The following is a 26,329-nucleotide window of genomic DNA, read 5'->3' as shown; positions in this document are numbered from 1 at the left end:
CAAAAATGCAAACGAATTATAAAGACGTCAGCGAAGAAAACTATCGTTCCCAGTACATCAAACAGGACAGGGCACAAGTCCGTCGTGTGGTGCGCATCATGCTATGGGCGTTCCTGCCGCTGGCACTGGTAGATGTACTATTTCATGAGTTTGACATTCCACTGGCTATCTTGTTGGTCATGCGCCTGGCCGGTTTCGCTTATTCCCTGTGGTTGATACGGCAATATGGCAGGGAAGAAAACGTACCAAAACTCGACCGTTATGCCATGCACTGGATAGTCATGGTCTTGCTGATACAGTTCATCAGCAATGCCTGCCTGCCGCGCGATTATCTGGGGCATTACATGGTTGATGCCTGGCTGGTGTTGATGGCTTTCATTTCTTTGCCCCTGGCTTTGAGTGTCTTGCGCATTCCTCTGTATTTGTTTGTCGCCGCATCCTGTTTGCTGCTGTTGTATAAACAATCAGGTACTTTTTCCCAGGCGGCCAGCGTAGTGCTGGTCTTGCCGGCGGTCGCCATCACTGGTCATGCTATCGCGTCTTATGTGCACAGATACAGGCGCAAGTTGCTAAGTGCAGAGCAAGAACTGGAAAGGCAGGCGAATATGGACCCTGTCACCGGTGTCGCCAACTGGAAAGAATTCATGCGCATCTCAGACACTGAGCTGCAACGTCACCAGCGCCTGGGCAAGCAATTGTCCATGCTGGTACTTGACCTGGACGATTTCAAGCATATCAACGATACGCATGGTCCACAGGTGGGTGATGTGATCCTGGTTGAGGTCAGTCGCCGTGTGAAACGAGCAATGCGCGCCTATGATTGCATAGCCCGTTTTAGCGGCGAGGAATTTTGTGTGCTTTTACCAGAAGCATCTGCGGAGGATGCCAATAAAATTGCCGACCGTACCCGCGCCACTGTGATTGCCATGCCTATCTCGGTCTCGGGCAAGGAAATGAAAGTCAGCGCTACCGTACGCACTGCTACATTGCGTGAAGGGGATACTGCACTGTCACTTTTGCGCAGGGCAGGCGAGGGTTCTGGCAGGTCAGAGCAAGAAGTGCCGCAAAATGTTAATCTCGTGCCTGAGCCGGTGTAGACGGCGGAACTCGGTAGAGCCTACTGAGTAATCTACTGAGCAAAATAAAGGCAGAGCAAAATGAGTTTTTATGGTGTAACTGATTTATGGACTTATGTATTGGGTGCCCTGGGCATTATCTTGTTGCCAGGACCTAATTCTTTGTATGTATTGGCGGTTGCCACTACACGTGGCGTACGTGAAGGCTATAAAGGTGCGGCAGGGATCTTTGTGGGCGACAGTATTTTGCTCATGCTGACTGCCCTGGGTGCTGCCAGTATCTTGCGTACTTATCCCGCTTTGTTCATGGTCGTCAAATATGCCGGTGCTGCTTACCTGGCCTGGGTAGGTGTCAATCTGATCTGGGCTGCCATACAAAAATGGCGTAACAAGACAGCGACGGTAGCAGAAACGCAGGCGACGGCTGTGAATATGCAAAACCCTTTCAAGCGTGCCCTGGTCATCAGTTTGCTGAACCCGAAAGCTATCCTGTTTTTACTGTCTTTCTTTGTGCAATTCATCGACCCTGACTACCCGACGCCAGCAGTACCTTTTCTGATACTGAGTGCAGTGGTGATGGTATTCAGCACCACTTATTTATCGGTATTGATCTTCCTGGGTTCTCGCCTGGCGCGCAATTTCAGCAAGCGTCGTCGCCTGTCTGCCAGTTTGTCGAGTGGTGTGGGCAGCATGTTTGTCTGGTTTGGTGTCAAGCTGGCCAATGCCAGCCTGCATTAATCGATCTGCGGGCTAATTTATCTCACGTTTTAAAAACTCCCAAACGCCAGGATCAGACATCGCAGCGATATTGATACGCATCTTGGTGGAGGGGAGTTGACTGGGTGAGAATAGGCTGCCAGGTGCCAGCAGATAACCCTGCTCCATGGCTTTCTCTGTCAGCTTATTGGTGTCGCAGCCAGTCTCTGTCCACAGGAACATGCCTGCTGGCGTGCGGTAATCGACCTTCATGCCCTGTTGTTCCAGTCGTTTGGTGATGTCATCCCTTACTCCGTCAAGCTTTACGCGTATGCGGTCTACATGCTTGCGGTAATGTCCTTCGGACAGGATTTTATACACCACGCGCTCACCAATTTCTGTCGTCGTCAGAGTAGACAGCATTTTGCGGTCAGCCAGGCGTATTGCCAGTTCGGGCGAGGTGGCGATAAAGCCGACGCGCAAATTTGCTGCCAGCGATTTTGAAAATCCACCCAGATAAATCACCCGGTTCAACTGATCCAGCGCAGCAATACGGGTGGCCGCCTGTACTGCAGGCCCTGGATGCATATCGCAATACACATCATCTTCCACGATCATGAAGTCATGTTCCTCGGCCGCCTTCAAAACCTGGAAAGCCTTGGCTGCAGAGAGAGAAGTCGAAGTCGGATTATGCAAGACCGAGTTAATGATATACAGCTTGGGTTTGTGCAGGGCAGCCAGCTCAGCCAGCTTGGCAACATCCGGGCCATCATGCAGACGCGGTATGCCGATCACCTTGGTGCCAAGGATGGCGAAAGAGCCAAACATCAAGAACCAGGCGGGGTCATCGACAAAGATAGTATCGCCGGGTTGGGTAAATTCACGCGCCACCAGATCCAGTGCTTGAGTAACGCCGCTGGTCATGACGATTTGTTCGGGTGATGCCGCGATTTCCAGCTCAGCCATTTTCAATTGCAATTGCTGGCGCAAGGGCAAAAAGCCTTGCTGGGTGCCATAGTGCAGCAAGAGGTTCTGGTTCAACCTGCTGATGGAGCGCAAGCCATTTGCCACCAGTTCGCCATCAAGCCAGTCATGTGGCAAAACACCGGAACCCGGCATTTTTTGTGGTGGCAACTGCCGGAACATATTACGTACCAGCCACACCACATCCAGGTTTTGGGTGATGGGAGCTATTTGCGCATTATGGGGGACGTTATTCAGCATGGATGCACGTTCGCGCACAAAGAAGCCGGCACCCCGGCGCGATTCCAGATAACCCTTGGCGACCAGCCTGTCATAGGCTTCCACCACGGTAAAGCGCGACACCGCCTGTTCATCGGCAAACTGGCGTATTGACGGCATGCGCGCACCGGTGCGCAGCAATTTATCGTCTATGCGGTTGGCCACGGCATTGACGATTTGCTCTACCAGCGAACCGCCAGAGTCACGTGAGATAAAAAAAGTGGGCGTCAGCATTGCATGTCTCCAGACTGGTCTTCTGTAATGGGTAGTTGACCATTACAGTACGAATATTATCGTTTGTAGTGTATTGGTACTGTATCGGTTTTTGCGTTTAGGATAGCACAACACTAAAGTAAAAACGGGAGAAACACGATGGATGACCGACAGAATTTTGATCGCTGCCAGCAGGGGCACGAACACGGAGTAAGACATGGCAATTGATACCTTGATGGCCTTCGCCCTTTTTGCCCTGGTGTCATCCATCACACCAGGCCCGAATAACCTGATGTTGCTGGCTTCTGGCGTGAACTTTGGTTTTCGTGCCACCTTGCCTCATATGCTGGGCATCAGCATAGGTTTCATGATACTGGTGCTGGCGGTTGGCGTTGGTCTGGCGGGCTTGTTTGCGGTGTTTCCCTGGTTATATGTCGTGCTGAAATGGGCAGGCGCAGCTTATCTGCTGTATCTGGCCTGGAATATTGCCAATGCCGGACCTATAGAAAGCAAGACGCAAGACGGTGCACACAAAGCTGGTCCCATGAGTTTCTTGAGTGCGGCTGCTTTTCAATGGATCAATCCCAAAGCCTGGGTCATGGCGCTGGGTGCTTTCAGTACCTATATACCCGCAACCAGCGGATTCTGGATTGTTGCCCTTGCTGCAGGTGTGTTTGCGGTCATCAATTTACCCAGCGTAGGTCTGTGGGCCTTGTTCGGTGCAAAGGTCAGGCATTTGCTGAAGGTGGAGCGCAATCTGCGCATCTTCAACTACGGCATGGCCTTGCTGCTGGTCTTGTCGCTTTACCCTATGTTGGTGAGTTCATAATGACAACCGGCACGCAAATTAAAACAGGCAGGTCTGTCATGCCGATACAGGAAAACAGAGGCATGGCCCTGGGCCTGGTTGGCGTCATGATTTTTAGTCTGACCCTGCCATTCACCCGCATGGCAGTGGCGGAACTCAATCCTGTCTTTGTTGCACTGGGGCGGGCCGTGGTGGCTGCATGCTGCTCAGGTATTCTGTTATGGCTGCAGGGCGCCGGATTGCCGCAACGTGCGCAAATCAAACCATTGCTGATCACCTCGCTGGGCGTGGTGGTTGGCTTCCCCTTGTTCAGCTCTGTTGCCATGGCTTATGTGCCCGCTACTCATGGGGCTATCGTGCTGGGTATCTTGCCATTGGCCACGGCCTTGTTTGCCGCCTTGCGCTTTAATGAAAAGCCGTCAACCGGCTTCTGGGTAATGGCAGTACTGGGCAGTGGTCTGGTTATCGTGTTTGCCTTGATACAGGGAGGTGGCTCATTTCAATTTGCTGACCTGGCCTTGTTCATCGCCGTGATTGCTGCCGCCATGGGTTATGCCGAAGGTGGACGTTTGTCGCAAAGCATGGGTGGACAGCAAGTCATTTCCTGGGCTTTGTTGCTGGCTTTGCCAGTGTTGTTACCTGTTACAGCCTGGCTGGGTTGGCATTATGGTGTACAGGCCTCTGGCCGTGCCTGGGCCGGGTTTGCCTATGTTTCGGTATTTTCCATGTTTATTGGCTTTTTCTTTTGGTACAAGGCCCTGGCGATCGGTGGTATTGCCCGCGTTGGCCAGGTGCAATTGTTGCAACCATTTTTGAGTTTGCTGGGTGCTGCTGTGATATTAGGGGAAGTTTTGACTGGACGTGAAATCTTCTTTGCGCTTGCAGTCATCATTGTGGTGGCACTGGGTCGACGCATGAATATTCAACGGTGAAGCTGAGAAATCTCCCAGAATGACCAAATTTAATCTGTCACATGGAATGCTCTAGGGGGTGTTAATCGCTTCGGTGCGGGCTTACAATAGAGGACTGGTATTTGTGATTGAATTTCTACTTTATTAAGTCGGCATTTGCCAGAGCAAGGTTTTGACTTCTGCAAACTCTTAAAACTTGCAGAAAATAATAATAAAAATTTAATTATCTCTAGTGCATCAGTGAGGGCTGTTGTGCTTTTTCCTGGAAAATAGACATGTCATTTTACGAAAAGCTTCAAGCATTAAATATTGAATTGCCTGCTGTTGCGACACCTGCTGCTGCCTACGTCATGTATGCGCAAACTGGCAACACGGTATTCCTGTCCGGCCATATTGCCAAAAAAGATGGCAAGCCATGGGTAGGTCAACTGGGTAAAAATATCTCTACTGAAGAAGGCAAACTGGCAGCACGTGCGGTCGCTGTTGATTTGATCGCGACTTTACAGGCAGCCTGCGGTGGTGATCTGAACCGCGTTAAGCGAATTGTCAAACTCATGAGCCTGGTCAATTCCACGCCTGATTTTATCGAGCAGCATCTGGTGACAAACGGTGCTTCTGAACTCATAGGTGAAATCTTTGGCGAACAAGGCAAGCATGCACGTTCAGCCTTTGGTGTTGCCCAAATCCCTCTGGGGGCTTGCGTAGAAATTGAAATGATCGTCGAGATCGCCTGAATTTTATAAAACAATAAGCTTGCCCGAGATGGCAATCCTAACCGAGAGATAGTGAGACCAGCATGAAACTTGAGAATCCCAGCCCCATAGATTGGAAATTTTCTGACCGCGCAGAGCAATTGCAAAGCTCAGCCATCAGGGAAATTCTAAAAGTGACCATGCGTCCTGAAGTGATTTCTTTCGCTGGTGGATTGCCATCTCCAGAAACCTTTCCGGTAGAGCGCATGCGCGCCGCCTTTGACAAGGTGCTGACGCAACAAGGTAAATCGGCATTGCAATATGGTCCTACCGATGGTTATGCCCCTTTGCGTGAGTTTTTGGCTGATTCTTTGTCTACCAATGATTCAAAAATCCTGCCCGATCAAATCATGATGGTGTCTGGCTCCCAACAAGGCCTGGACTTGCTCGGTAAAGTGCTGGTGGATGAAGGCAGCAAGGTTTTGGTGGAAACACCGAGCTACCTGGGTGCATTGCAGGCTTTTTCCGTTTATCGCCCTGAATTTGAATCAGTGGATACCGATGACCATGGTCTGATACCAGCCTCGGTTGCTGCCAAAGGTGCGGGCGCTCGTCTGATGTATGCCTTGCCAAACTTCCAGAATCCAACCGGACGCACGCTGTCGGTAGAGCGCCGTTATGAACTGGTGGAAACCTGCGCACGCATGGGCATCCCGCTGGTAGAAGATAATCCTTATGGCGATCTGTGCTACAGCGGCGAACCTTTGCCAAAAATGCTGAACATGAATCCGGGCGGCGTGATTTACATGGGTTCTTTCTCCAAGGTGCTGACGCCAGGCATACGCCTGGGTTATGTGGTTGGCCCTACACCGCTGATACGCAAACTTGAGCAAGCCAAGCAGGCGGCTGATTTGCACACAGCACAATTGACACAAATGGTGGTGTATGAAGTTATCAAGGATGGCTTCTTGAGCGAGCACATCCCAACAATACGCACTCTGTATGCAAAACAATGCAACGCCATGCTTGAGGCGATGAGCAAACATTTCCCGGAAGGCGTGCGCTGGACCAAACCTGAAGGCGGCATGTTCATCTGGGTAACCTTGCCTGAGCACATGGACAGCAAGCAATTGCTGGATGAAGCAATTCAGCAAAATGTTGCCTTTGTTCCTGGGGGACCTTTCTATGCAAACAATCCTGAAAAGAATACTTTGCGCCTGTCCTTCGTCACCGTGTCGCCAGAGCGTATCAATGAAGGTATAGAAAAACTGGGTAAGCTGATCAAGGCAAAGCTGTAAGTGTTCCTATCATCCTCAATATAGACCCGCCAGATGGCGGGTTTTTTATTTACCCGTGATGCAGCAGGTTTTTGTCTTCATGCGTTGACGTCCACGACCGTGCGGCCGCGCACTTGGCCTTGAAGCACCGGGCCCGCAAGGCCGGGCACATCGGCCAGGCCAACGACTTGCGTAGCGCGGGCGAGCTTGCCTAAGTCCAGATCGGTGGCCAAACGTGCCCATGCCTGCAGCCGCACGTCTTGTGGCGCATTGACCGAGTCGATGCCAGCCAGAGTCACGTTGCGCCGGATGAAGGGGAATACTGAGCCGGGCAGGTCCGCGCCCTGCGCAAGTCCGAAGGCCGCTACCGCACCACGGTAGCGGGTCTGCGCAAGTACGTTGGCCAGTGTGTGGCTACCCACAGAGTCAATCGCGCCTGCCCAGAGCTCCTTGGCGATTGGCGAGCCCGGCTCGGACAGCGTGTGGCGGTCGATAACTTCGGCCGCACCCAGCTCGCGCAGGTAGCCAGTCTCCTCCAGTCGCCCGGTCGAAGCGACCACCCGATAACCTAGCTTGGAGAGCAAAGCGATAGAGATGGAACCAGCGCCACCGCCAGCTCCAGTTACCAACACATCACCTTTGTCCGGCGTCACTCCCGCATGCTCCAGCGCGAGCACGGACAGCATTGCGGTATACCCCGCCGTGCCGATGGCCATGGCATCGTGCGTCGAAAACACCTCAGGCAGTTTGACCAGCCAGTCGCCGCTGACGCACGCCTTCTGCGCGAAACCGCCATGGTGGGTTTGGCTCAGGCCCCAACCGTTGGCGACAACGCGGTCACCCACTGCGAACCCTGGGTGCGACGAGGCTTCCACGGTGCCCGAGAAGTCAATGCCCGGAATCAGCGGAAACTGGCGTATCACCGGCGAGCGGCCACTGATCGCGATTGCGTCCTTGTAGTTCACCGTCGAATAGTCGATCGCGACGGTGACGTCGCCTGGCATCAGATCGGCTTCGTCGAAGTCGACCAAGGCGGTGGAAATCACATCGCCCGTCTTGGTGGTAAGCAGCGCCTTGAATGTCATGGTTATTTCTCTTTTTGGGTTACGGGTTTGATATGTTAAGCATCATTCAAAATAGCAAAAAAGGATGAAGGCTCAGTTCGCCAGAAATGCATGTGCTTTGGGTACGAAGTCCTTGTGGTACTGGAACACCCCGCCATGGCCAGCATCAGGGTAGATGATCAACTGGCTATTCGGCAGGCGCTTGGCGAGGTCATACGAGTTGATGGTCGGAACCATCCTGTCGTCATCGCCATTGACCACAAGAACGGCTTGCTTGACCACCGAGAGGTCGGCCGGCTGCTTCTGACCCCACACTCTGAGCGCTTGAAGCTGAGCCAGGTAGGCCCGCACGGTGATTTCCTTGTCGCGATTCTCTGTGCGCTCTTGCAAGCGCTTCAAGAAGCCCTTCCCAGCCTCGATACCGTTCGGCGTACGCGTGAAGAAGAGATACTGCTTGGGATCCTGGCCGGTGAAGGTCGCACGGAGCAAGTCGTAGTTCGCTACACCCGCCACCGTGCTGATACCTGGTCCACCGGCAGGCCCTGTGCCAGCCAGGATCAGTTTGCGCACCAGATCAGGCTCCTTGAGCACAATCTCCTGCGCGATCATTCCTCCCATCGAGAAGCCGAAGAGATCAACCTGTTTGTATCCCTTGGCCTTGATGAAAGTGATGGCGTCGTCCGCCATTTGTTCTATCGTGTTTGCTGGCGTGCCCGTCGATGCACCGACGCCACGATTGTCGAACGTGACCACGTGATGTTTTTCAGCAAACCCGTCAACAACGCGTGGGTCCCAGTTGTCCAGGACGGCAGCCAGATGAACGAGAAACACCACCGGAGTGCCGCCGTTGTGTTGCCCGAGTTCACGGTATGCGAAGTCCACGCCGTTGGCGGAAACGCTTTGCGTAGACACGTCTTTCCAGGTCATTGTCTGCGGCATGGTTGCAGTGGTCGCAGTGGCCGTATCGACGTTCGCGGCAATCGCATCGCTGGCCGTAGCAAACGATGAAACAAGCGCTGCGGACAGCGCAAAGAGGCAAAGGGTAGTTCTTGGCAGAGACGACATGGCGTGGATCTTCGAATCAAGTTGTGGTGAAAACGGTCAGGCTCAGGCTTGTGGCCTGTAGCGCCCGGCCACGTTCGCTTGTTGAATATCCGAAAGCAGCACTTGCCGCGCGGTATCGAGAGCGTCCCAGTGTGCAGCGTTTTGCAGTGGCGGAATGGTGACGAGTTCACGACGATCAAAGCCAGCCAGTGCTGCATCAACCAGGTCGTCTACTTTCATCATCTCGGAGTAGGCACTGATGTCGATACCCGCACGCTCCCAAATCTCAGTGTAGGTTCCAGCGGGAAGCACAGCCTGGACATAGACGCCTTTGGGCGAGAGTTCCAAGTGCAGACCTTGCGAAAGAAACAGCACGAAGGCCTTGGTTGCGCCATAGACCGACATATTGAACTCAGGCGCCAGGCCAACGACTGAGCTGATGTTGATGATTGCACCTTTACCAGCACGCACCAGGCGTGGAGCAACCGCGTTTGAGAGCCGCGCCAGTGCGATGGTGTTGAGTGCAATCAGCCGCTCGACCTGATCAGGGGTCTGCTCGATGAAGCTGCCTGACTGTGCCATCCCGGCATTATTGATCAGCGTTCCAATGCGTTCATCGTCGCGCAGACGTGCTTCGACGAGGATCAGGTCACTGGATTTGGTAAGGTCAGCTGGCAGGACATCGACGGTAACGCCATGCTCCTGATGCAGGCGGGCCGCAAGGGCATCCAGTCGCACTTTGTCGCGTGCCACCAGCACGAGGTCGTGGCCGCGGCGCGCGAAACGCTCGGCGTAGGTGGCACCAATGCCTGTGGAGGCGCCTGTAATAAGAACGGAGGTAGATGTAGTCATGTGTTTGCTCTCTGGGTTATGAAGGGGCACCGCCCCGATAAAGTGATATCTGATTTTAGGACGCACCGATGCGTGGCCCTGCTGGCCTTATGGTTCAAAAAATTGTTTTCTTGATCATGCTGATTCAACCTCTGGTGTTGGGGATTTCTTTAATGATGACGATCATAATCAAAATTGTCAAGACTTTGATTACGATTGACATCAATATATAATGAGGCCTTCATGCATGTGTAAATCCACCGAGGACGAGAAATGAAGATCACCAAAGCCCAGGCGCAAGCCAACCGGGTACACGTTGTCAAGACGGCATCCACACTGTTTCGGGAGCGCGGCTACGATGGGGTTGGTGTTGCCGATCTGATGGCGGCTGCTGGCTTCACCCACGGCGGCTTCTACAAGCACTTCCGCTCCAAGGCCGACCTGATGGCAGAATCGGCGGCCTGTGGCATCGCAGAGTCTGCAGCGCTCACTGCTGGTGTGGATATGTCGGAGTTCGTGCGGCTTTATATCTCGCGTGCGCACCGCGACACTCTTGCGACTGGCTGTACGATGGCTGCGCTGTGCGGGGATGCCGTGCGTCAACCCGAAGAGGTGCGAACCACGTTTGCGGCCGGCATTGAGATGCAGTTGGCCGCGTTGAGCCAGCAGGACACTTCCCTGAACGGTGTAGACGCAGGCCGGACGCGAGCCAGCTCCCTTGATATACTGGCGCATGCGATCGGTGCCATAGTCATGTCGCGCGCATGCCCGGACGATTCACCCCTGGCCGACGAAATCCTGTCGACCTGCCGCGACAAGATCCTCGCGTCATTGAGCGAGACCGCATCACTGAGCTCGACCTCGATAGCGAGCACACCTGTGAGCGTACGCACCACTGTTTAAGCTCTGGCGTGATGTAGACCAGGAACTGTCAATTATTGTTATTTAGGTCATCAATTTTCCTTTATCAACGTTAGGAGTAATATGGTTCACCAAGCCATAAAAACTTTGATCAATCGAGGAGTAGTAAATGAATAAAAAATTGTTTCTGGCCAGTCTGATGTTGACTGCCGTGACGGGTGCTTTTGCGCAAAATATGACTGCCAAACAACAATATGCAGCAGACAGCAAACGCGCCACGCAAAGATACAACGACGATAAAAAACTGTGCGCTGATGCTGGCAGTTCAGCGGCCAGGATGCAGTGTTTGCGTGATGCCAAGGCTGAATACAATGCATCGCTGGCCGTTGCCAAACAAAACATGAGCAAGCCTGTTGCAGCTCCAGTGAATGCCAGACACGAACCGGTTTGCCCTGACTGCGGCAAAGTCGTTGCCGTTGCCGTTGTGGATAAAGAAGGTGAGGGCGGCGCCCTGGGCGTGATTGCAGGTGGCGTTGCCGGTGCCCTGCTGGGCAATCAGGTTGGTGGTGGCACTGGCCGTGATCTGGCGACTATTGCCGGTGCTGCTGGTGGCGCATTGGCCGGGCACAAGATAGAACAAAAAGTGAAGACGACCAAGGAGTGGAATGTGACGGTGGCTTTTGATAATGGCAACAAGCAAACCTATGCTTTTGATCATGATCCTGGTTTGCTGTCCGGTGATGCTGTCAGAAGTAATGGTAATTCTATCGTCAGGCGCTAAACTTATATCATAAACATATAGCATGAGGATATGTCGAAAGTGGATTGCGTTGCTTAATTCAGTCTCACGCAATCCCTTTTTCTGTCCGATTTCAAGATGGTAAAAATCTTGCACTTATAGTCAGGATTTGGAGGAATTATTTTCTTTTTGGAAACCGTTCCTCCTTCGCAACTACTTCCTTGCCAAGCCTAATTCCAGCAGTTAGACTTAGGTGTCTATCCCCCACGTTCTTGTCGAGAAGGTCGTGCCATGAAGCTTGATACTTGCAAAGCTGGTCCTTCAAATAATGTCATGCTGCGGTTGCTGTGCTGGATGGCATTGTTGCTGGCGACAGCGTTTAGTTCAGCCGCACGTGCCAATGAATCCTGCAAAAGCCTGATAGCGACTGGCAACCCTGAATATCCCCCTTATTTGTGGCGTGACCCAGAAGATGAAAACCGCCTGATAGGGGCGAATGCTGAATGGATGCAATTATTGTCCAAAGAAATCGGCATACCTATCGACATTAAATATGTAGGCCCGTGGGGACGGGTACAGGAAGAAGCGAAACTGGGCCGTGTGGACTTGTTGGCAGGTGCCTTTTTTACCCAGCCAAGACTGGAATACATGGATTATTTCTATCCGGCTTTTCGTGAAACACGCACAGTGATCTGGACCCGCAATAATTTTAATCTGCCGTATAAAAAATGGTCTGACCTTGCAGGCAAGCAGGGGGTGACTGTGATTAATAATAGTTTTGGCGAAGACTTTGATCGCTATGCCAAAGAGTCACTCAAGATTTCCATGGTCCCCAGTCTGGAACAGGCTTTGAAGATGCTCAGTCTTTCCCGTGCAGATTATTTGATTTATGAAGAAGACCCTGGCCTGGCCTATGTTGCCAAGCTCAATATTTCAGGCTTGAAAACCGTCACGCCACCTATTACAAATGAAAATTTATATTTGACCCTATCCCATAAATCAGCCTGCAACACGCCAGAAATGCGTGGCCGTATTGCCAAGGCAGTTTATAAACTGGACAAACAAAACGTGATGAACAAGCTCATCGCGGCAAATATACAATTGTGGCGTAAGCAACAATCGAAGTAACCGCTGCAAACAACAGGTAATCCATTGCGTACACTCTCCCTCCGACAAATTCTTATTATCGGCGTTGTGGTTGGCATCGTATTGCCTGCGATTGTGTTGGGGCGTTTTTTGGTTCAGGACAGATACGAGCGCGAGTTGCAACTGCGCGTACGTAATCCCATGTCGCAATATGCCGACATGCTGTCGCGCGGCATGGCAGTGCCAGTCTGGACGCTGGATAAGGCTGTCGCCAATCAATTCATACAAGCCGTCATGCGCAACCCTGAAGTGGTCAGCGTGGAAGTGCTGGATGAATCCAAATCCATTTTTGCCCACAGCAGCAAATTCAAAAAAGAGGGCGCTAAATTCCTGCGCGAAGAACGCCCGATCTTGCTGGAAACCAAGGTCATAGGCAGTGTCATGCTGGAACTGACCACCGAGCATATCGAAAAAGAATTATGGGCAGATTTTCTTAAACTCGGTCTGGCCTTGCTGGTCCAGGTGGTGTTTTCTTTTATCCTGATCTGGTTATTGTTTGAACGCCGCATCGTCAGGCCTATCATGGAATTGCAGTCGGCAACGGTACGGCTGGCACGTGGCAAACTGGATCAACCGCTGGAATGGGTGCGTCAGGATGAAATTGGAAATCTGGCGCAGGGCCTGGACAAGATGCGTCTGAACCTGGGACGTTTGATTACCGAAAGAGAAGCGCAAAATATCACCTTGCAACAAGAGCTCAATGAACGCCTGCGTGCCGAGCAGGCCTTGAAGGTCACTGAAGAAAAATTCATCGGTATTTTCCAGGCTTCCCCCGTTGCCATGACGGTGCTGCGCAAGAGCCAGCACTACAGCATGATCGATGTGAATGATGCCTGGGTCAGGCAGTTCTATTGGTCACATGACGAAATTCTGGGGGATAGCGAAACCCAGAAAGCCCTGTGGCGCAATGAGGCTGATTTTCTGGAAATTTTGCGCATCATAGAACGTGATGGTGAAATCCATGATTATGAAGCCTGGCTGACCTGCGGCCAGCAGGAAAAAATCATCCTCTGTCAGGTATCAGGTCGCATGATACGGCTGGGTAATGAACCCCTGATTATCTTGGTGCAAGAAGACATTACTGAAAAACGCCAGAATGAGCAGGAAATTCGCAATATGAACACCACGCTGGAAAGGCGGGTGTCTGAGCGCACCCAGGCGCTGGAAGCAGCCAACAGCGAATTGACCATTGTGCTGGAAAATCTGCAGCGTGCGCAGAGGGAATTGCTCAGGACTGAAAAAATGGCGGCGCTGGGTTCTCTGGTGGCGGGAGTTGCCCATGAACTCAATACACCTATAGGCACCAGCGTCACCGTGGCTAGTACGCTGGCCCAGCATACAGATAATGTGCTGGCCGAATTTGAAAAAGGCTTGCGCCGTTCTGTACTGGAAGAATATTTGAGAAACGCCAAGACTGGTGCCGATTTACTCTTGCGTAATTTGAGCAAGGCGTCCGAGCTGGTGATCAGCTTCAAGCAAGTTGCCGTCGACAGGACCAGTGCCAACCGCCGTGTCTTCGCGCTCGACGAAATGCTGTCCGAGCTGATTTTGACGATGGGGCCTGCCATACGCAAGACACGTCATGATGTTGTGCACAATGTCCCAGCCAAGCTGATGATGGATAGTTATCCTGGGCCTTTGGGGCAAGTCATGACCAATTTGATCAACAATGCCTTTATTCATGCATTTGAAGGGGACTATCGCGGCACGGTCAGTATTACCGCGCGCATTTTTGATGAAAGTTTTGTCGAAGTAACCGTGCGCGACAATGGCAAGGGTATACCAGATGGGAATCTAGGGCGTATTTTTGACCCCTTCTTCACCACCCGCCTGGGCTTGGGGGGGAGTGGCCTGGGACTCAATATTGTTTACAACCTGGTGACTGGCATACTGGGCGGCAATATCATTGTTGAAAGTGAAGTGGGCAAGGGAACTTGCTTCAAGATCAGTTTGCCTCTTGATCCCAAAATGGTGGATGAAGAAACCGCTGAGGTCAATTGAAAGCAAGTGGTGGCTAGCCGGGTAAGTGCAACATCTGATAAAGTCGCGGCATGACAAAATTAAGCTTAGATAAAATCCTGCAGTCGCAAGGATTTGGAACCCGAAAATATTGCCGCGACTTGGTGGAAGATGGCGAAGTCTCCATCAACGGTGAAGTGATACGCAGTGTCAAGACCAGCTTTGAAACCCAGGACTTGCAGTTTCATATTTTTGAAGAAGACTGGGAATACCGCGAGCGCGTATATATCGTTCTTAATAAACCGGCAAACTTTGAATGCTCACGCAAGCCCAGCCATCATCCAGGTGTGTTGACACTTTTGCCAGAGCAATTCAGTTGGCGCGATGTGCAGCCTGTGGGGCGGCTTGATCACGACACTACCGGCATGTTGCTGATGTCTGACGATGGTCCATTTATCCACGCTCAATCTTCACCCAAGCGCCATGTGCCCAAGGTGTACCAGGCGACAACGGCTGAACCAGTGACGGAAGATCTGGTGAATTTATTATTGCAGGGCGTGAAACTGCATGATGAACCCGCGCCACTGGCAGCAATACATTGCCAAAAGTTGGGTGATCATCTGCTGGAAATCGTGCTGGAGCAGGGTAAATACCATCAGGTCAAGCGCATGCTGGCCGCTGCTGGCAATCATTGTGCTGCCTTGCAACGTACAGCCATAGGTAAATTGACATTGGCATCGCTGGAACTGGAAGAAGGGGAGTGGTGTTATCTGAGCCCTCAACATCTGGCCTTATTGGTGCCTGCCTGATGCTTCTTTAGCACTTGCAAAGCGGTTGGGATGGTTTTGCGTATGAGCTTTTCCAGATGAAGTCTTGCTATCTTCCGGTTAATATGGATAATCTGACCAGATGCTGCGGTTCTTAAACTGTAAAAGGAGCGGACATGCCTGTCATTGCAATTGTCAACCCCAAAGGGGGCGTCGGTAAAAGCACGGTGGCAACCAACCTGGCTGGCTATTTCGCTGCGCATGGGCACAAGGTCATGCTGGGTGATACCGATGTGCAGCAGTCTTCGCGAACTTGGCTGACATTGCGGCCACAGAATCTGCCCCAAATCCAGGCCTGGGATATTGCTGACGGCAATGTATTGAAACCACCCAAAGGCACGACCCATGTTGTGCTGGACACCCCGGCCGGGCTGGTTGGCAACAAGCTCGATATGGTGTTGAAGTCCGCAGACAAGATTATCGTGCCCTTGCAGGCATCGATTTTTGATATCCTCGCTACCGAAGAATTTCTGAAAAGCCTGTCCCAGCATAAAAAAAATGGCTACCAGATCGCCATACTTGGCATGCGCGTGAACACCCGCAGCAAGGCAGCTGAGCAGCTTGAACACTACGTAGGGCAGCTAGGCTTGCCAGTACTTGGTTTTTTGCGGGATACACAAAACTACATACAACTGGCAGCCCACGGCGCCACTTTGTGGGATGTCGCCCCCTCCAGAGTAGAAAAAGACTTGCCCCAATGGGAACACATCCTGAATTGGGTGAAGACTTGATAAGCTTGGTTTAATTGCTTTCGTTAATTAATTTTAAAAAAGCCGATATTTATTTCCCAGAGTTGCTACCGCTCACTATAATGCCGCTTGCTTGAAGAGAAGGCAGAATTCTCTTTTCTTATCAAAGACTTACGGCATGCATCTTACCATTTTTGAAACTCCCGTCATCAATACCATCATGCGCTGGCTGTCCGTACTCGGACTCAAGCTGATTGGTTGGAAGGTCGAGGGTATCGTTCCTGCCGAACAAAAATATGTCCTGATTGCCGCTCCGCACACAAGTAACTGGGATTTTCCGGTGACCTTGATGGTTTGTTTTGCCCTGCGTTTGCGGGTTTACTGGATGGGTAAGTCCAGCTTGTTTCCGCCAGTGCTGGGACATGTCATGCGCTGGCTGGGCGGTATTCCTGTTGACCGCAGCAAGTCTGGTAACCTGGTGCAAGGCACTGTAGACGCTTTTCATGCAAATCAAAGATTGACGGTGATCGTGCCGCCCGAAGGTACCAGGGGCAAGGTTACTCACTGGAAAACCGGGTTTTACTATATTGCTCTTGGTGCCGGGGTGCCGATTGCACTTGGTTATCTGGACTTCAAGCGCAAGGCTGGTGGTATCGGGAAAATGTTCAACGTGAGTGGCGATATTGAGGCGGATATGCTGCAGATACGTGAGTTTTACTGTGGCATTTCAGGCAAGAATCCACAGCAGTTTGATGAAGGTAAAACCAAGGCACCAACCCGGGACTGAGCTGATGCCATTTGGTGTTTGATGAGATTTAGCTGAGAGTAAACTCGCTTTCATCGATAGAAGCGAGTTGTTCAAGATTTAAGGTTCTTGCTGCACAGGTTTTTCTTGTGTTTCGGGGATGATCTCAGCAGGTTTGCTTGCTGGCTGAGGTATCAGCAACCATGCGAGTGGGTTCAGAATCAGGCGCTTGGTCAGAACTTCGGTTTTTCCATGTGCGCATATCCATGTGATCGCCATGGAAACCAATACTGAAATCGCCAGGGCTACTGTATTTTCATATTTGAAAATGGCTCGTAATACGCCGGTTTCTTGCAAAATAATGAGCGCCATACCATGCCAGACCAGAACATAGATGGAGCGCTTGCCTATCTGTGCCAGACGCAAATCTTTTTGCGCCAGCAAATACAGCACTGCTAAACCTATTATCGTCGACGCTGCATACTGTAATAACTGGTACATGCTGCCAGTCAGGTTAGCCATTTCCAGGCGGTGCAGTGAGTAACTGCCATAGAACCAGCGATAGTCAAAATCACTTTTCAGCATGAAAGCGCCGATGAAGGCCGCCAGCACCACTGCCGCACTGATAAACAGTCGTTCCTTCTTTTTGACATTGAACACTTCAGGGCCAAGCTTCCAACCCAACAAGAAGTAGGGGAAGAAGATCAGGGTACGTGAAATACCAAGGTAGTAGCCAGCATGCTCAGAATAACTGCCCACCAGTGACAATGCCAGTGCCAGCATGACGCCAAACTGCATGCGCGAAAATAAAGGCAGCATCAGGCGCCAGCATAACAAACTCAGCAGATACCATAGCATCCAGTAAGGGGCGATCAGGCCGACATAAACGCTGCCCGTGCCTTTCAGGGCAAACTCGGTGGCTTCATAAATAATTTCAAAGCCTATCAAAGGCACCAAAACCGTGGATATCAGTTGCGTAGCGTTTTTATCATCCCATTGCGCCTTCGAAAACATGCCTGACATCAGGGCAAACATGGGCATGTGGAAGGAATAAACAAAAATCCAGATGGAGCGCAAAAGATGATCTTCACCCACATAAATTTCTATCAGATGGCCGAAAACGACAAAAAATATCAAGACAGCCTTGATATTGTCTATGCTCGTATTTCTGACTTTGGGAATTGCGGGATTGGTCATGCCTGTCGTGGTCGTGCGGGGGAATGTCCACATAATAGCGAAATTGGCTGCTGATTTACACCCTTAGTTTGTAACGAAGCATTTAAGTGCCAAACCCGGTTGGATGTGCAAGCGGCGAAGGAGGAAGGATGATTGCTGAAAAACAAATGGCCCAAATAGAGTAAACACAATACTTGGTTCATTGAATTTTTCGAGCCCATGCCTTGGATTTTTGTGAATTTGGGTAAAATATGAGCTATGCTTTCCTTGCTTAAAAATTTCCATGTGGCAATGTAATTGCTTGACCAGTGTCGTGGGCATATCGCCATGCGCAAGCTATAAGAGGTAGTCATGTCTAAAGATAGGTCAAAAGCCAGCTTGCTCAGTGCGCAATTGGATTTTGAAGCAATAGATGGCAGTGAAACAAAAAATCCAGACCCTGACTTGGATTTTGATGTCGGTACTGACACGCCCGCCGCCCAGGCTGCCAGCCCCGCATCTAAAGCTAGTGCAGCCCAGTCGCGCAGCTCCGCACCTGCCTATAGTCCCCCTAAAAAGACAACTGCAAAAAACTCAACAAAAAAGACTGCTGCAGCTAAAGATCGCTTTGGCATATATGCCGCCGTCATTGTGGTGATTGGTTTTGCAATTTTGCTGGGGATTTTCTTTTATATCCGTAGCGTGACCAGCAATACTGCCGGGCTAAGTTATTTTGTATTGCCGCAGCAAGTCGCCAACCTGAATGGTCAAGTGGTGCGCATGCAAGTCACCATACAAGTCCGCACTGAGGATAAGGAATGGTTATTTGAAAACAAGAAAATACTGACGAATATCTTTCAAATCGAATTTGCCAAGATTGATCCGGATGATTTGCATAGTGAAGAAGGATTCGACACCGTCAGGGCGCAACTCAAGTCTGGCTTGAACACAGCGCTACAAACAGACAAGATAGAGTCGGTCCTCATCAACGAGTTATTGATGCAAAATCGGGAGCAATGACAATTTCTTGAATCGGGAAAACCAGAAAGGCACATCATGAATATGTGCCTTTCTGTTGTTTGATACTTACGGGATTATTTCGTTTTCAAGCGCTGACCGAAATACTTTGGCTGGTAGATGTAGTCGGGGGAGAGCTATACGCGCGCAATAACTGTAAAGCCTTTTTGAACAAGGCCGCATCAGTATTCGTACTTGTGTTCGTAACAGAACTGGCCGTGCCATCTGATACAGTGCTGGTGCCCGTATCCGTACTTGAGCTACTGCTTGTTGAGCTGCTGGCGGTTGTGGTCGCGGTGTTGGCTGTACTGGCAGTTGCGGACGTACTACTCGCCTGAGTATTGGTGGTAGTAGTCTTTTCAAGATAAGCCAGGGTTTCTTGCAGGCTGACCTTGCCATCCTGATTCGTATCGGCAGCCTCAAAATTTTGCGCCACCTGGCTGAGTGCCGCACCAGCACTACTATTGGTTTTGCCAACTTCGGCAGACAAATCTGTCAACTGGGTTTTGTCCAGGCCAGTCTGGTCAGTATCATCGCCGTCTTCTGGTGGAGGAGGTGGCGGCGGTGGCCTGGAACCTTCTGCACCACGGGTGCGTCTGGCATTGAATTGCGTTTCCAAGGCATCGCTGAGTTTTTTAATACCATCGCTAAACTCGCTTTTGGTGACTTTACCGTCGCCATCACTATCGAGTTTTTTAAACAAGTCATTAATACTGGTGTTATTGCCTGTTGTATTGGTTGAGCCAGTTGAGCTGCTTGTACTGTCACTATTGGTAGCGCCAGTAGATGAAGTTGACGCGATATTACCAAATGCGGTTTCAAGATCCGTGACTTCAAGATAGCCTTGGTTTTTTGTGTCAAGCTTGGAAAAAACATTTTCCGCTATCTTGCTGGTGTCGCGCTCACGCCTTTGCGTGCCGCCAGTTTGCGGGAAATAACTACTATTGCTGCCACTTACGCCAGTGATACTGCTCATTGCGTTCTCCTTCAGTCATGCTTGTCATGTTCTGAAGTGTCGCATTCACGTGTTGCGCGCTTGTGTCTGCTTTGTATCGGTTTTGACACAATGTAGAACTCATCCTCTTGGTAGACGCAGTTCTGCTATCAAACCTTGATGCTCGGGGCGATTTTTCAATATCAGGCTACCTTGATGACGTCTTGCGACTTCTCTGGCAATGCTGAGCCCCAGGCCAACACCACCGGTATTTTTATTTCTGGAAATAGCCAGACGGACGAAGGGGGCGAATACTTTTTCCAAATCTGCTTCGGGTATGCCCGGGCCTTGATCTTCAATACAAATTAATAATTCATGCTGACTGTCATGCATACTGACTTGCGCAGTTTTGCCATAGGCAATCGCGTTTTCCAGCAGATTGCTGATACAGCGCCTCAGTTCATTTGGCAAGGCCGCTAAAGGCCTGGCTTCCCCGTGCATGCTGACAGCTTTGCCTTCGTCCTGCATATTGTCAACAATGGCAGCCATCAGTGAAGTTATGTCCAGCATTTGCCTGGATTCTTCACTGCCACGCAGATAATCCAGGGTGGCGTCCAGCATCATGCGCATTTCTTCCACATCATCCAGCAACTTTTCGCCTGTGGTTTCATTTTGAAGTTGCTCTATACGCAGCTTCATGCGCGTTAGGGGGGTGCGCAAATCATGGGAAACTGCCGCCAGAAAACGCTCCCTTTCTTCCATTTGCTGGAACAGGCGTTCTTGCATTTGATTAAAGACTTTGGCACTTTGGCGTGCTTCCTCCGGGCCAGTCTCCGGAATCGCCAGGGGCTGTTCGTGATTACCCAGGGTACTTGCCGCAGCAGCCAGTTTTTGCATGGGACGTGCCAGGCTGCGTGAACCTATCCAGGCAGCTACCGCCAGTAATAACAGTTGTATTGCCATGCTCAGGCAAAAACCCAGAAAAGGGCCGTGCAATATGCCGTGCGGGGGATGGGGTGGCATATGTTCTGGCGAAGGAGGAGGGCGGTGATCTCCCAGAAAAACAAACAACAGGATAAAGGTGACGATGTGACTGACAACTACCGCCGCCATGGCCAGGCCAAACAGGCGGCTGAAGATGGTATCGCGAAGCAGCTTTTTCATAGCACTGCGGCGTTAAACAGATAACCTTCACCACGTATGGTTTTTAACAGGCTGGGATTGCGTGAATCATCACCCAGTTTTTGACGCAGGCGAGACACCAGCAAATCTATGCTTCTGTCAAAGACTTCGGTGGACTTATTGTGTGCGAAATCGATTAATTGGTCGCGGCTGAGTATTTGCCCCGGTCTTTTGATAAAGGCCAATAAGAGCCTGAATTCGGCATTTGACAGTGGAATAATGAGTTTATCCGGGCTGCATAATTGTCGCGCTGGCAAATTCAACACCCAGGCATCAAAGCGTATTTCCGTTGTTTTGCTATCGTTGATTTCTTGTGTTTGCCGCGCAGATGTATGCGCGCGTCTGCTGACGCTTTGTATGCGAGCGACCAGTTCCCGGGTATCAATGGGTTTGATCAGATAATCATCTGCACCCGATTCCAGTCCCAGTATTTTGTCAGCAAATTCGCCTCTGGCAGTCAGCATGATCACAGGTGTGGTAGCGCGGCGGCGTAGTTGGCGCAACAGACTCAGGCCATCCTCGCCGGGCAGCATCAAGTCCAGCAAAATGACATCAAAATGATGAGACTGCAATGCTGCGCGCATGGCCACGCCATCTTGTACGGCGACACAGCTTATATCAAATTTGCCCAGATAATTGCTGAGCAGCTCAGCGATTTCTGCATCATCATCTACCAGCAAAATATGCAGGCGGCTGCTATGTGCCGTTAATTTTGCTGGTGAATGCACGAATGTAGCAATTGTCGCTGGCAATGCCGTCAGCAATTTATAACTCCTTGATATACCTTAGTAATTTATCTAATGCATGAACAACAGTTTGTTCCCGAACGGATTTCCTGTCGCCTGCAAATACCAGTCTTTCTGTATGAGAGACACCGCCGACTACCCAGCCAAAGCAGATTGTTCCTACCGGTTTGCCTGGTACTGCCCCAGTCGGGCCTGCAATACCTGTAGTTGATAAGGACAGATGGGCTTCAGAATTAGCCAAGGCACCCTGTGCCATGGCGGCGGCGATTTCTTCACTGACTGCACCATGTTGCGCGATCAGCGCTGCCGGTATATCCAGCAATTCAGTTTTGGATGAGTTGGAATAGGTGACAAAGCCACAGTCAAACCATTCCGAAGAACCGGCAATTTCTGTAATGGCATGGGCGACGCCGCCTCCAGTGCAGGATTCGGCTATGCTAAGTATCAGTTTTCTGGATTTGAGTTCTTCACCGACTTGTGTTGCGAGTTCTATGGCGTTTTGCATGATGCGTCTCCTGGCTGCTTGCTCTGACTTGATGAACTTATCCAAAACTTGTTTATGGCTTATAAAAACTACTTTACCACCATGTCTACCCCGAAGTGAAGTAAAGAAACAAGTCAAAAAGTAAGCTGACGAGAAAATAACAAATTACATCCATGCAAGCAGAAAAGTGATATCAAAATACGGTACCCTGTCTGAATTGTTAGCAATCTTGTGTAAAGCGATACATACAGCAAAAAAGCATTTCTGAAAAACCAATATCAGAGTATGATTTTTGATAGCAATACGCATTTCTCCCGGTTACTCAGGGAATTTGCTGACTGGTATTCAATTTCCGGAAAATAATAAGAGGCACAGACCTCTTTATCCACATCCCCAAAGGAGATGCCCTATGAAAATCGAGAATCTGTTTCAGCAGCAAAATGCTTTGCCATCTATACCCAAAGTCGTCCAGGAAGTCATCGACAGTTTCAATAATGATGATGTCTCCATAGACGAGATTGCCCGCAAGCTGTCTGCAGACCAGGTCCTCAGCGCAAAACTGCTGCGCCTGGCAAACTCTTCTTATTATCATGCATCAAGGACGGTCGGTTCGGTCGATGATGCTGTGCTGATGCTGGGTTTCATGACCGTTCGTACTCTCGTGGTCAGCAGCGGTTTAACCAGCGGTTTCAAAGCTATGCCTGGGGTGGACCTTAAGCAATTCTGGCGTTATAGCCTGCATACTGCTGTCGTATCAAAATGGCTGGCAAAAAAAGCCCACTGTAATTCGGACTTTGCTTTTACTGTTGGTTTGATGCATGCCATAGGCCAGTTAGTCATGCACGCAGGTATGCCAGAGCAAATGCTGCAAGTCGATAAAACTGCCGGGCCGCTTGATCCGCGCAGGCCAGATGTCGAACGCACGTCCTTTGGGTATGATTTTTTTGACGTAGGTGCTGAGTTGTCCAGGCGCTGGCGCTTCCCGGATACTTTTGCCACTGCCATCAAGGCTTGTGGAGAACCCTTGCAACAGTCAGAGTTTGACCAGATAGGTGCGGTCGTCCATATCGCCTCCTGGTGTGCGAGGGGAGAGGAAAGCCATTATTCCAAAGAAGAGCGTGAAGCCACTTTCCCAACAGATGTGGCAAAAAAACTGGGCATCAAGCCAGAGCTTATCCTTGAAGAAATGCCTCCATTGGCGGAGTTGGCTGCAGGACTGGAAGATCTTTTGGGTTAAAACAAGTCGCAAAGAAGAATGGCAAAAACGAATTCCGTTTTTGCCATTTTCTATGTCTGCTTGGATTTTTCTTTTTACGTGTTCGCCTGGATATCAAGGGCAACAGCTTCTGCTACCCTGATGCCATCTACTGCGGCAGACAAGATCCCGCCTGCATAGCCAGCACCTTCACCCGCAGGAAACAGACCGCGTGTATTCAGACTTTGCAAATCATCGTCATTGCGCTTGATGCGTATGGGGGAAGACGTGCGTGTTTCCACTCCAGTCAAAATCGCATCCTTCATTGCAAAGCCTTTTATTTTTTTCTCAAACTCAGGCAGGGCTTCACGTATTGCTGTGATTGCAAACTCAGGTAATACCGTCGCCAGGTCACACAAGGTAATACCAGGTTTATAGGATGGCTCTACCGTACCCAGCGCAGTTGATGGGCGGGCGGCCAAAAAGTCGCCAACCAACTGACCAGGTGCATTGTAATTACTACCACCCACTTCATAGGCCTTTTCTTCCAGCGCCCTTTGCAAATCTATACCCGCCAGTGGATTGCCAGGATAATCGGCTGGCGTAATGCCGACAACGATGGCAGAGTTCGCATTGCGCTCATTGCGTGAATATTGGCTCATGCCATTCGTGACGACACGGCCAGGCTCGGATGTGGCTGCCACCACCGTGCCACCCGGGCACATGCAGAAGCTATATACAGAGCGGCCATTTTTGGCGTGATGCACCAGCTTGTAATCTGCGGCACCCAGAATCTTATTGCCTGCATTTGGACCAAAGCGCGCTTTATCAATGATGGATTGTGGATGTTCTACCCGAAAGCCGATGGAAAATGGCTTTGCCTCTACATATACGCCGCGCTCAGCAATCATCTGGAATGTATCCCGGGCGCTATGACCTATCGCCAGCACCACATGAGCAGTCTCTATATATTCATTGTCATTCAAGCGCACGCCCTGAATCTTGCCATCAACAATATCGATATCCGTCACTTTTTGCTCAAAGCGGATTTCACCGCCCAGCGCTTCTATATTGTGACGCATCTCTTCTATCATCTTCACCAGACGGAAGGTTCCGATATGCGGTTTGCTGACATACATGATCTCGTCCGGTGCGCCAGCCTTGACGAATTCCGTCAACACCTTGCGACCATAATGCTTGGGGTCCTTGATCTGGCTATATAACTTGCCGTCAGAAAAAGTGCCCGCACCACCTTCACCAAACTGCACATTTGATTCCGGCTTCAATTCACGCTTGCGCCACAGACCCCAGGTATCCTTGGTACGTTCACGCACAGTTTTGCCACGCTCCAGCACGATAGGATTAAATCCCATTTCCGCCAAGAGTAACGCAACAAACAGACCACAAGGCCCGAAGCCAATCACAACTGGGCGTTTGAACGGCTTGTTATCCGCATGTGTGACAAACTTATAGGATGTGTCTGGCATCTCTGAGAGCTTGGTACGGTTTTTGTGGCTGGCCAGCAAGGCAGCTTCATTCGTCGTTTCTACATCTATCGTGTAGATCAAAATAATCGCCGTCTTTTTACGCGCATCATAGCTACGGCGGAACACCGTAAAATTAATCAATTCTTTTTCTGTTATTCCCAATTCCTTTAGTACGGCTATTTTTAGCTCGTCTTCGGCATGGTCCAGCGGGAGTTGTAAATCGGTAATGCGCAACATAAATTCGGTCCGGATGACACTAATGACAAGTGATCTGCTTATATGTGTATACACAAGCAGATGTTCTATTAGTGATTTGATGAATCCGCTATTTTACCCGCATGTGCTTTGATATACGGATTTCCTTGCGGGAAAAGCCGACGTTAACTATGTATGCGAAACCCTTCCCCCTTCTAGGGATGATGCCGGGGTTTCGCAATGCCTACATTTCGCCAAGCCGTGAAACCCCCTTCCCCTTCAAGGGGAAGGAAGGGATGGGGATGGGTTTCGGTCGCTGAGCGAAATGCCATCAATATAGAGACCCATCGATTCGTCGCTCCTGCGCAGGCAGGAGCCCAGCGTCGTCCGCCGATGAGCCGTGATGCCAGCAACAGAGCTCTACGACAAACACCAAGAATAATAAGGTGCGCGCAGCGCACCCATGATTTTGCTTTTTATAAACGAACTAAATAATTCCCGCAAAGCCCTTGCAAAGTAGGGAGATAGTTTGCTATAGTTCGCCTCCCGCTGAAGAGCGGGGCGAAGAAAGTGAAGCAAGGCTGGAGATTGAGCGGAAAAGTAAAAGCTGCGGAAAGATCTGGTGCTGTAAATGCCGCGCAACAGTTTAAGTCGTTCGAAAGAGCGAAACAAAACGAAAAGAGTTGCAGGTGTTGACAGGGTAAGTAAAGTGCTTCATAATCTCGTTTCTCTGCTGCTGACGCACACAACGCTGCGACGCAAAGCTGGATCGGAAGATAGTCTGGCAGGGTAGAAAAGAATTTGGTTCTTTAACAATTAACAGTCAATAAATGTGGGCACTTGGTGAAGCGCACCAAGCAACTTAGGTTGTTTGGAAATGCTTAAATAATATAGCAAGTGTTCACAAGAAATAAAGCAAGACGATCTTCTAGCAATAGGAGATTGAACTGTCAGTATTTTGAGTGAGCGACACTGTTCGAAAGAACAGAGTTCAGAAATGAACACAAAACAGAGATTAAACTGAAGAGTTTGATCCTGGCTCAGATTGAACGCTGGCGGCATGCCTTACACATGCAAGTCGAACGGCAGCGCGGGGCAACCTGGCGGCGAGTGG

General features: G+C 50.5%; 25 protein-coding genes and 1 rRNA gene. 16 read left to right on the top strand and 10 right to left on the bottom strand.

Features of this window, described 5'->3' with window-relative positions; genetic code table 11:
• Positions 1 to 5: 5 nt before the first annotated feature.
• The gene (locus ACO0LD_RS19285) at positions 6 to 1,097 is read left to right on the top strand and encodes a GGDEF domain-containing protein (RefSeq protein ID WP_423009764.1); all 1,092 of its coding nucleotides are present in this window, start codon (positions 6 to 8) and stop codon (positions 1,095 to 1,097) included.
• Positions 1,098 to 1,157: 60 nt separating this feature from the next.
• Positions 1,158 to 1,814: a leucine efflux protein LeuE gene (gene leuE / locus ACO0LD_RS19280; RefSeq protein ID WP_423009762.1), complete on the top strand. Its 657-nt coding sequence runs from the start codon at positions 1,158 to 1,160 to the stop codon at positions 1,812 to 1,814.
• A gap of 12 nt (positions 1,815 to 1,826) precedes the next feature.
• Here the strand turns inward: leuE and ACO0LD_RS19275 are convergent, their stop codons facing one another.
• A complete protein-coding gene (locus ACO0LD_RS19275) occupies positions 1,827 to 3,248 on the bottom strand; it encodes a PLP-dependent aminotransferase family protein (protein ID WP_423009760.1) in 1,422 nt (473 codons plus the stop codon).
• A 196-nt stretch (positions 3,249 to 3,444) separates the two neighbouring features.
• On the opposite strand from ACO0LD_RS19275, the gene ACO0LD_RS19270 reads away from it, so the two are divergent.
• From ACO0LD_RS19270 to ACO0LD_RS19255, 4 genes are all read left to right on the top strand, one after another.
• Entirely contained in the window at positions 3,445 to 4,056 is a 612-nt protein-coding gene (locus ACO0LD_RS19270; protein ID WP_423009758.1) for a LysE family translocator, read from the top strand.
• Entirely contained in the window at positions 4,056 to 4,967 is a 912-nt protein-coding gene (locus ACO0LD_RS19265) for a DMT family transporter (RefSeq protein WP_423009756.1), read from the top strand. Before ACO0LD_RS19270 ends, ACO0LD_RS19265 begins: the two co-directional genes overlap by 1 nt.
• Before the next feature lie 254 nt (positions 4,968 to 5,221).
• Positions 5,222 to 5,680: a RidA family protein gene (locus ACO0LD_RS19260; protein WP_423009754.1), complete on the top strand. Its 459-nt coding sequence runs from the start codon at positions 5,222 to 5,224 to the stop codon at positions 5,678 to 5,680.
• A gap of 62 nt (positions 5,681 to 5,742) precedes the next feature.
• Positions 5,743 to 6,936 carry a PLP-dependent aminotransferase family protein gene (locus tag ACO0LD_RS19255; RefSeq protein ID WP_423009752.1) on the top strand — a complete coding sequence of 398 codons (1,194 nt, stop codon included), beginning with the start codon at positions 5,743 to 5,745 and terminating at the stop codon, positions 6,934 to 6,936.
• A 77-nt stretch (positions 6,937 to 7,013) separates the two neighbouring features.
• On the opposite strand, the gene ACO0LD_RS19250 is transcribed toward ACO0LD_RS19255, so the two are convergent.
• From ACO0LD_RS19250 to ACO0LD_RS19240, 3 genes are all read right to left on the bottom strand, one after another.
• Positions 7,014 to 8,000 (bottom strand): MDR family oxidoreductase, encoded by a 987-nt coding sequence (locus ACO0LD_RS19250; protein ID WP_423009750.1) that lies wholly within the window; start codon positions 7,998 to 8,000, stop codon positions 7,014 to 7,016.
• 72 nt (positions 8,001 to 8,072) lie between these two features.
• Positions 8,073 to 8,918: an alpha/beta fold hydrolase gene (locus ACO0LD_RS19245; protein WP_423009949.1), complete on the bottom strand. Its 846-nt coding sequence runs from the start codon at positions 8,916 to 8,918 to the stop codon at positions 8,073 to 8,075.
• Positions 8,919 to 9,086: 168 nt separating this feature from the next.
• Positions 9,087 to 9,875: an SDR family NAD(P)-dependent oxidoreductase gene (locus ACO0LD_RS19240; protein ID WP_423009748.1), complete on the bottom strand. Its 789-nt coding sequence runs from the start codon at positions 9,873 to 9,875 to the stop codon at positions 9,087 to 9,089.
• 252 nt (positions 9,876 to 10,127) lie between these two features.
• Here ACO0LD_RS19240 and ACO0LD_RS19235 point away from each other — a divergent pair, with 252 nt between their 5' ends.
• From ACO0LD_RS19235 to ACO0LD_RS19205, 7 genes are all read left to right on the top strand, one after another.
• Entirely contained in the window at positions 10,128 to 10,757 is a 630-nt protein-coding gene (locus ACO0LD_RS19235) for a TetR/AcrR family transcriptional regulator (protein WP_423009746.1), read from the top strand.
• Between the two features lie 127 nt (positions 10,758 to 10,884).
• Complete coding sequence (locus tag ACO0LD_RS19230; RefSeq protein WP_423009744.1) at positions 10,885 to 11,496, top strand: glycine zipper 2TM domain-containing protein; 612 nt, start codon at positions 10,885 to 10,887, stop codon at positions 11,494 to 11,496.
• A gap of 249 nt (positions 11,497 to 11,745) precedes the next feature.
• Positions 11,746 to 12,582: a substrate-binding periplasmic protein gene (locus ACO0LD_RS19225; protein WP_423009742.1), complete on the top strand. Its 837-nt coding sequence runs from the start codon at positions 11,746 to 11,748 to the stop codon at positions 12,580 to 12,582.
• 24 nt (positions 12,583 to 12,606) lie between these two features.
• On the top strand, positions 12,607 to 14,601 hold the full coding sequence (locus tag ACO0LD_RS19220) for an ATP-binding protein (RefSeq protein WP_423009740.1): 1,995 nt from the start codon (positions 12,607 to 12,609) through the stop codon (positions 14,599 to 14,601).
• A gap of 50 nt (positions 14,602 to 14,651) precedes the next feature.
• Complete coding sequence (locus tag ACO0LD_RS19215) at positions 14,652 to 15,368, top strand: pseudouridine synthase (RefSeq protein ID WP_423009738.1); 717 nt, start codon at positions 14,652 to 14,654, stop codon at positions 15,366 to 15,368.
• Positions 15,369 to 15,502: 134 nt separating this feature from the next.
• A complete protein-coding gene (locus tag ACO0LD_RS19210; protein ID WP_423009736.1) occupies positions 15,503 to 16,117 on the top strand; it encodes a ParA family protein in 615 nt (204 codons plus the stop codon).
• Between the two features lie 136 nt (positions 16,118 to 16,253).
• Positions 16,254 to 16,862: a lysophospholipid acyltransferase family protein gene (locus ACO0LD_RS19205; protein WP_423009734.1), complete on the top strand. Its 609-nt coding sequence runs from the start codon at positions 16,254 to 16,256 to the stop codon at positions 16,860 to 16,862.
• Positions 16,863 to 16,940: 78 nt separating this feature from the next.
• Here the strand turns inward: ACO0LD_RS19205 and ACO0LD_RS19200 are convergent, their stop codons facing one another.
• The gene (locus tag ACO0LD_RS19200; RefSeq protein ID WP_423009732.1) at positions 16,941 to 18,050 is read right to left on the bottom strand and encodes an acyltransferase family protein; all 1,110 of its coding nucleotides are present in this window, start codon (positions 18,048 to 18,050) and stop codon (positions 16,941 to 16,943) included.
• A 297-nt stretch (positions 18,051 to 18,347) separates the two neighbouring features.
• Between ACO0LD_RS19200 and ACO0LD_RS19195 the strand changes: the two genes are divergently transcribed.
• Positions 18,348 to 18,995, top strand: coding sequence for a flagellar basal body-associated FliL family protein (locus ACO0LD_RS19195; RefSeq protein ID WP_423009730.1), 648 nt, complete (start codon positions 18,348 to 18,350; stop codon positions 18,993 to 18,995).
• A gap of 85 nt (positions 18,996 to 19,080) precedes the next feature.
• On the opposite strand, the gene ACO0LD_RS19190 is transcribed toward ACO0LD_RS19195, so the two are convergent.
• From ACO0LD_RS19190 to ACO0LD_RS19175, 4 genes are all read right to left on the bottom strand, one after another.
• A complete protein-coding gene (locus ACO0LD_RS19190; protein WP_423009728.1) occupies positions 19,081 to 19,968 on the bottom strand; it encodes an EF-hand domain-containing protein in 888 nt (295 codons plus the stop codon).
• Positions 19,969 to 20,067: 99 nt separating this feature from the next.
• Positions 20,068 to 21,090, bottom strand: a complete 1,023-nt coding sequence (locus ACO0LD_RS19185) for an ATP-binding protein (protein ID WP_423009726.1) — start codon at positions 21,088 to 21,090, stop codon at positions 20,068 to 20,070.
• Complete coding sequence (locus tag ACO0LD_RS19180) at positions 21,087 to 21,872, bottom strand: response regulator (protein WP_423009724.1); 786 nt, start codon at positions 21,870 to 21,872, stop codon at positions 21,087 to 21,089. Before ACO0LD_RS19180 ends, ACO0LD_RS19185 begins: the two co-directional genes overlap by 4 nt.
• Position 21,873: 1 nt before the next feature.
• Positions 21,874 to 22,359: a CinA family protein gene (locus ACO0LD_RS19175; protein WP_423009722.1), complete on the bottom strand. Its 486-nt coding sequence runs from the start codon at positions 22,357 to 22,359 to the stop codon at positions 21,874 to 21,876.
• A gap of 388 nt (positions 22,360 to 22,747) precedes the next feature.
• Between ACO0LD_RS19175 and ACO0LD_RS19170 the strand changes: the two genes are divergently transcribed.
• Positions 22,748 to 23,575 (top strand): HDOD domain-containing protein, encoded by an 828-nt coding sequence (locus ACO0LD_RS19170; protein WP_423009720.1) that lies wholly within the window; start codon positions 22,748 to 22,750, stop codon positions 23,573 to 23,575.
• A 74-nt stretch (positions 23,576 to 23,649) separates the two neighbouring features.
• Here the strand turns inward: ACO0LD_RS19170 and ACO0LD_RS19165 are convergent, their stop codons facing one another.
• A complete protein-coding gene (locus ACO0LD_RS19165) occupies positions 23,650 to 25,257 on the bottom strand; it encodes an NAD(P)/FAD-dependent oxidoreductase (protein WP_423009718.1) in 1,608 nt (535 codons plus the stop codon).
• Between the two features lie 975 nt (positions 25,258 to 26,232).
• Between ACO0LD_RS19165 and ACO0LD_RS19160 the strand changes: the two genes are divergently transcribed.
• Positions 26,233 to 26,329 (top strand): 16S ribosomal RNA (locus ACO0LD_RS19160); the annotation flags it as partial.

The organism is Undibacterium sp. Ji83W (assembly GCF_049340385.1).
Taxonomy (GTDB): Bacteria; Pseudomonadota; Gammaproteobacteria; order Burkholderiales; family Burkholderiaceae_D; genus Undibacterium.
This window is presented reverse-complemented; position numbering and strand designations above follow the sequence as displayed.

Excerpts from the sequence above, each read along its gene's own strand:
- leuE (WP_423009762.1), top strand. The coding sequence starts at position 1,158 with ATGAGTTTTTATGGTGTAACTGATTTATGGACTTATGTATTGGGTGCC.
- ACO0LD_RS19205 (WP_423009734.1), top strand. The coding sequence starts at position 16,254 with ATGCATCTTACCATTTTTGAAACTCCCGTCATCAATACCATCATGCGC.
- ACO0LD_RS19195 (WP_423009730.1), top strand. The coding sequence starts at position 18,348 with ATGTCTAAAGATAGGTCAAAAGCCAGCTTGCTCAGTGCGCAATTGGAT.
- ACO0LD_RS19210 (WP_423009736.1), top strand. The coding sequence starts at position 15,503 with ATGCCTGTCATTGCAATTGTCAACCCCAAAGGGGGCGTCGGTAAAAGC.
- ACO0LD_RS19185 (WP_423009726.1), bottom strand. The coding sequence starts at position 21,090 with ATGAAAAAGCTGCTTCGCGATACCATCTTCAGCCGCCTGTTTGGCCTG.
- ACO0LD_RS19260 (WP_423009754.1), top strand. The coding sequence starts at position 5,222 with ATGTCATTTTACGAAAAGCTTCAAGCATTAAATATTGAATTGCCTGCT.
- ACO0LD_RS19190 (WP_423009728.1), bottom strand. The coding sequence starts at position 19,968 with ATGAGCAGTATCACTGGCGTAAGTGGCAGCAATAGTAGTTATTTCCCG.
- ACO0LD_RS19265 (WP_423009756.1), top strand. The coding sequence starts at position 4,056 with ATGACAACCGGCACGCAAATTAAAACAGGCAGGTCTGTCATGCCGATA.
- ACO0LD_RS19200 (WP_423009732.1), bottom strand. The coding sequence starts at position 18,050 with ATGTGGACATTCCCCCGCACGACCACGACAGGCATGACCAATCCCGCA.
- ACO0LD_RS19175 (WP_423009722.1), bottom strand. The coding sequence starts at position 22,359 with ATGCAAAACGCCATAGAACTCGCAACACAAGTCGGTGAAGAACTCAAA.
- ACO0LD_RS19285 (WP_423009764.1), top strand. The coding sequence starts at position 6 with ATGCAAACGAATTATAAAGACGTCAGCGAAGAAAACTATCGTTCCCAG.
- ACO0LD_RS19250 (WP_423009750.1), bottom strand. The coding sequence starts at position 8,000 with ATGACATTCAAGGCGCTGCTTACCACCAAGACGGGCGATGTGATTTCC.
- ACO0LD_RS19275 (WP_423009760.1), bottom strand. The coding sequence starts at position 3,248 with ATGCTGACGCCCACTTTTTTTATCTCACGTGACTCTGGCGGTTCGCTG.
- ACO0LD_RS19225 (WP_423009742.1), top strand. The coding sequence starts at position 11,746 with ATGAAGCTTGATACTTGCAAAGCTGGTCCTTCAAATAATGTCATGCTG.
- ACO0LD_RS19255 (WP_423009752.1), top strand. The coding sequence starts at position 5,743 with ATGAAACTTGAGAATCCCAGCCCCATAGATTGGAAATTTTCTGACCGC.
- ACO0LD_RS19165 (WP_423009718.1), bottom strand. The coding sequence starts at position 25,257 with ATGTTGCGCATTACCGATTTACAACTCCCGCTGGACCATGCCGAAGAC.
- ACO0LD_RS19230 (WP_423009744.1), top strand. The coding sequence starts at position 10,885 with ATGAATAAAAAATTGTTTCTGGCCAGTCTGATGTTGACTGCCGTGACG.
- ACO0LD_RS19270 (WP_423009758.1), top strand. The coding sequence starts at position 3,445 with ATGGCAATTGATACCTTGATGGCCTTCGCCCTTTTTGCCCTGGTGTCA.
- ACO0LD_RS19240 (WP_423009748.1), bottom strand. The coding sequence starts at position 9,875 with ATGACTACATCTACCTCCGTTCTTATTACAGGCGCCTCCACAGGCATT.
- ACO0LD_RS19215 (WP_423009738.1), top strand. The coding sequence starts at position 14,652 with ATGACAAAATTAAGCTTAGATAAAATCCTGCAGTCGCAAGGATTTGGA.
- ACO0LD_RS19245 (WP_423009949.1), bottom strand. The coding sequence starts at position 8,918 with ATGCCGCAGACAATGACCTGGAAAGACGTGTCTACGCAAAGCGTTTCC.
- ACO0LD_RS19235 (WP_423009746.1), top strand. The coding sequence starts at position 10,128 with ATGAAGATCACCAAAGCCCAGGCGCAAGCCAACCGGGTACACGTTGTC.
- ACO0LD_RS19170 (WP_423009720.1), top strand. The coding sequence starts at position 22,748 with ATGAAAATCGAGAATCTGTTTCAGCAGCAAAATGCTTTGCCATCTATA.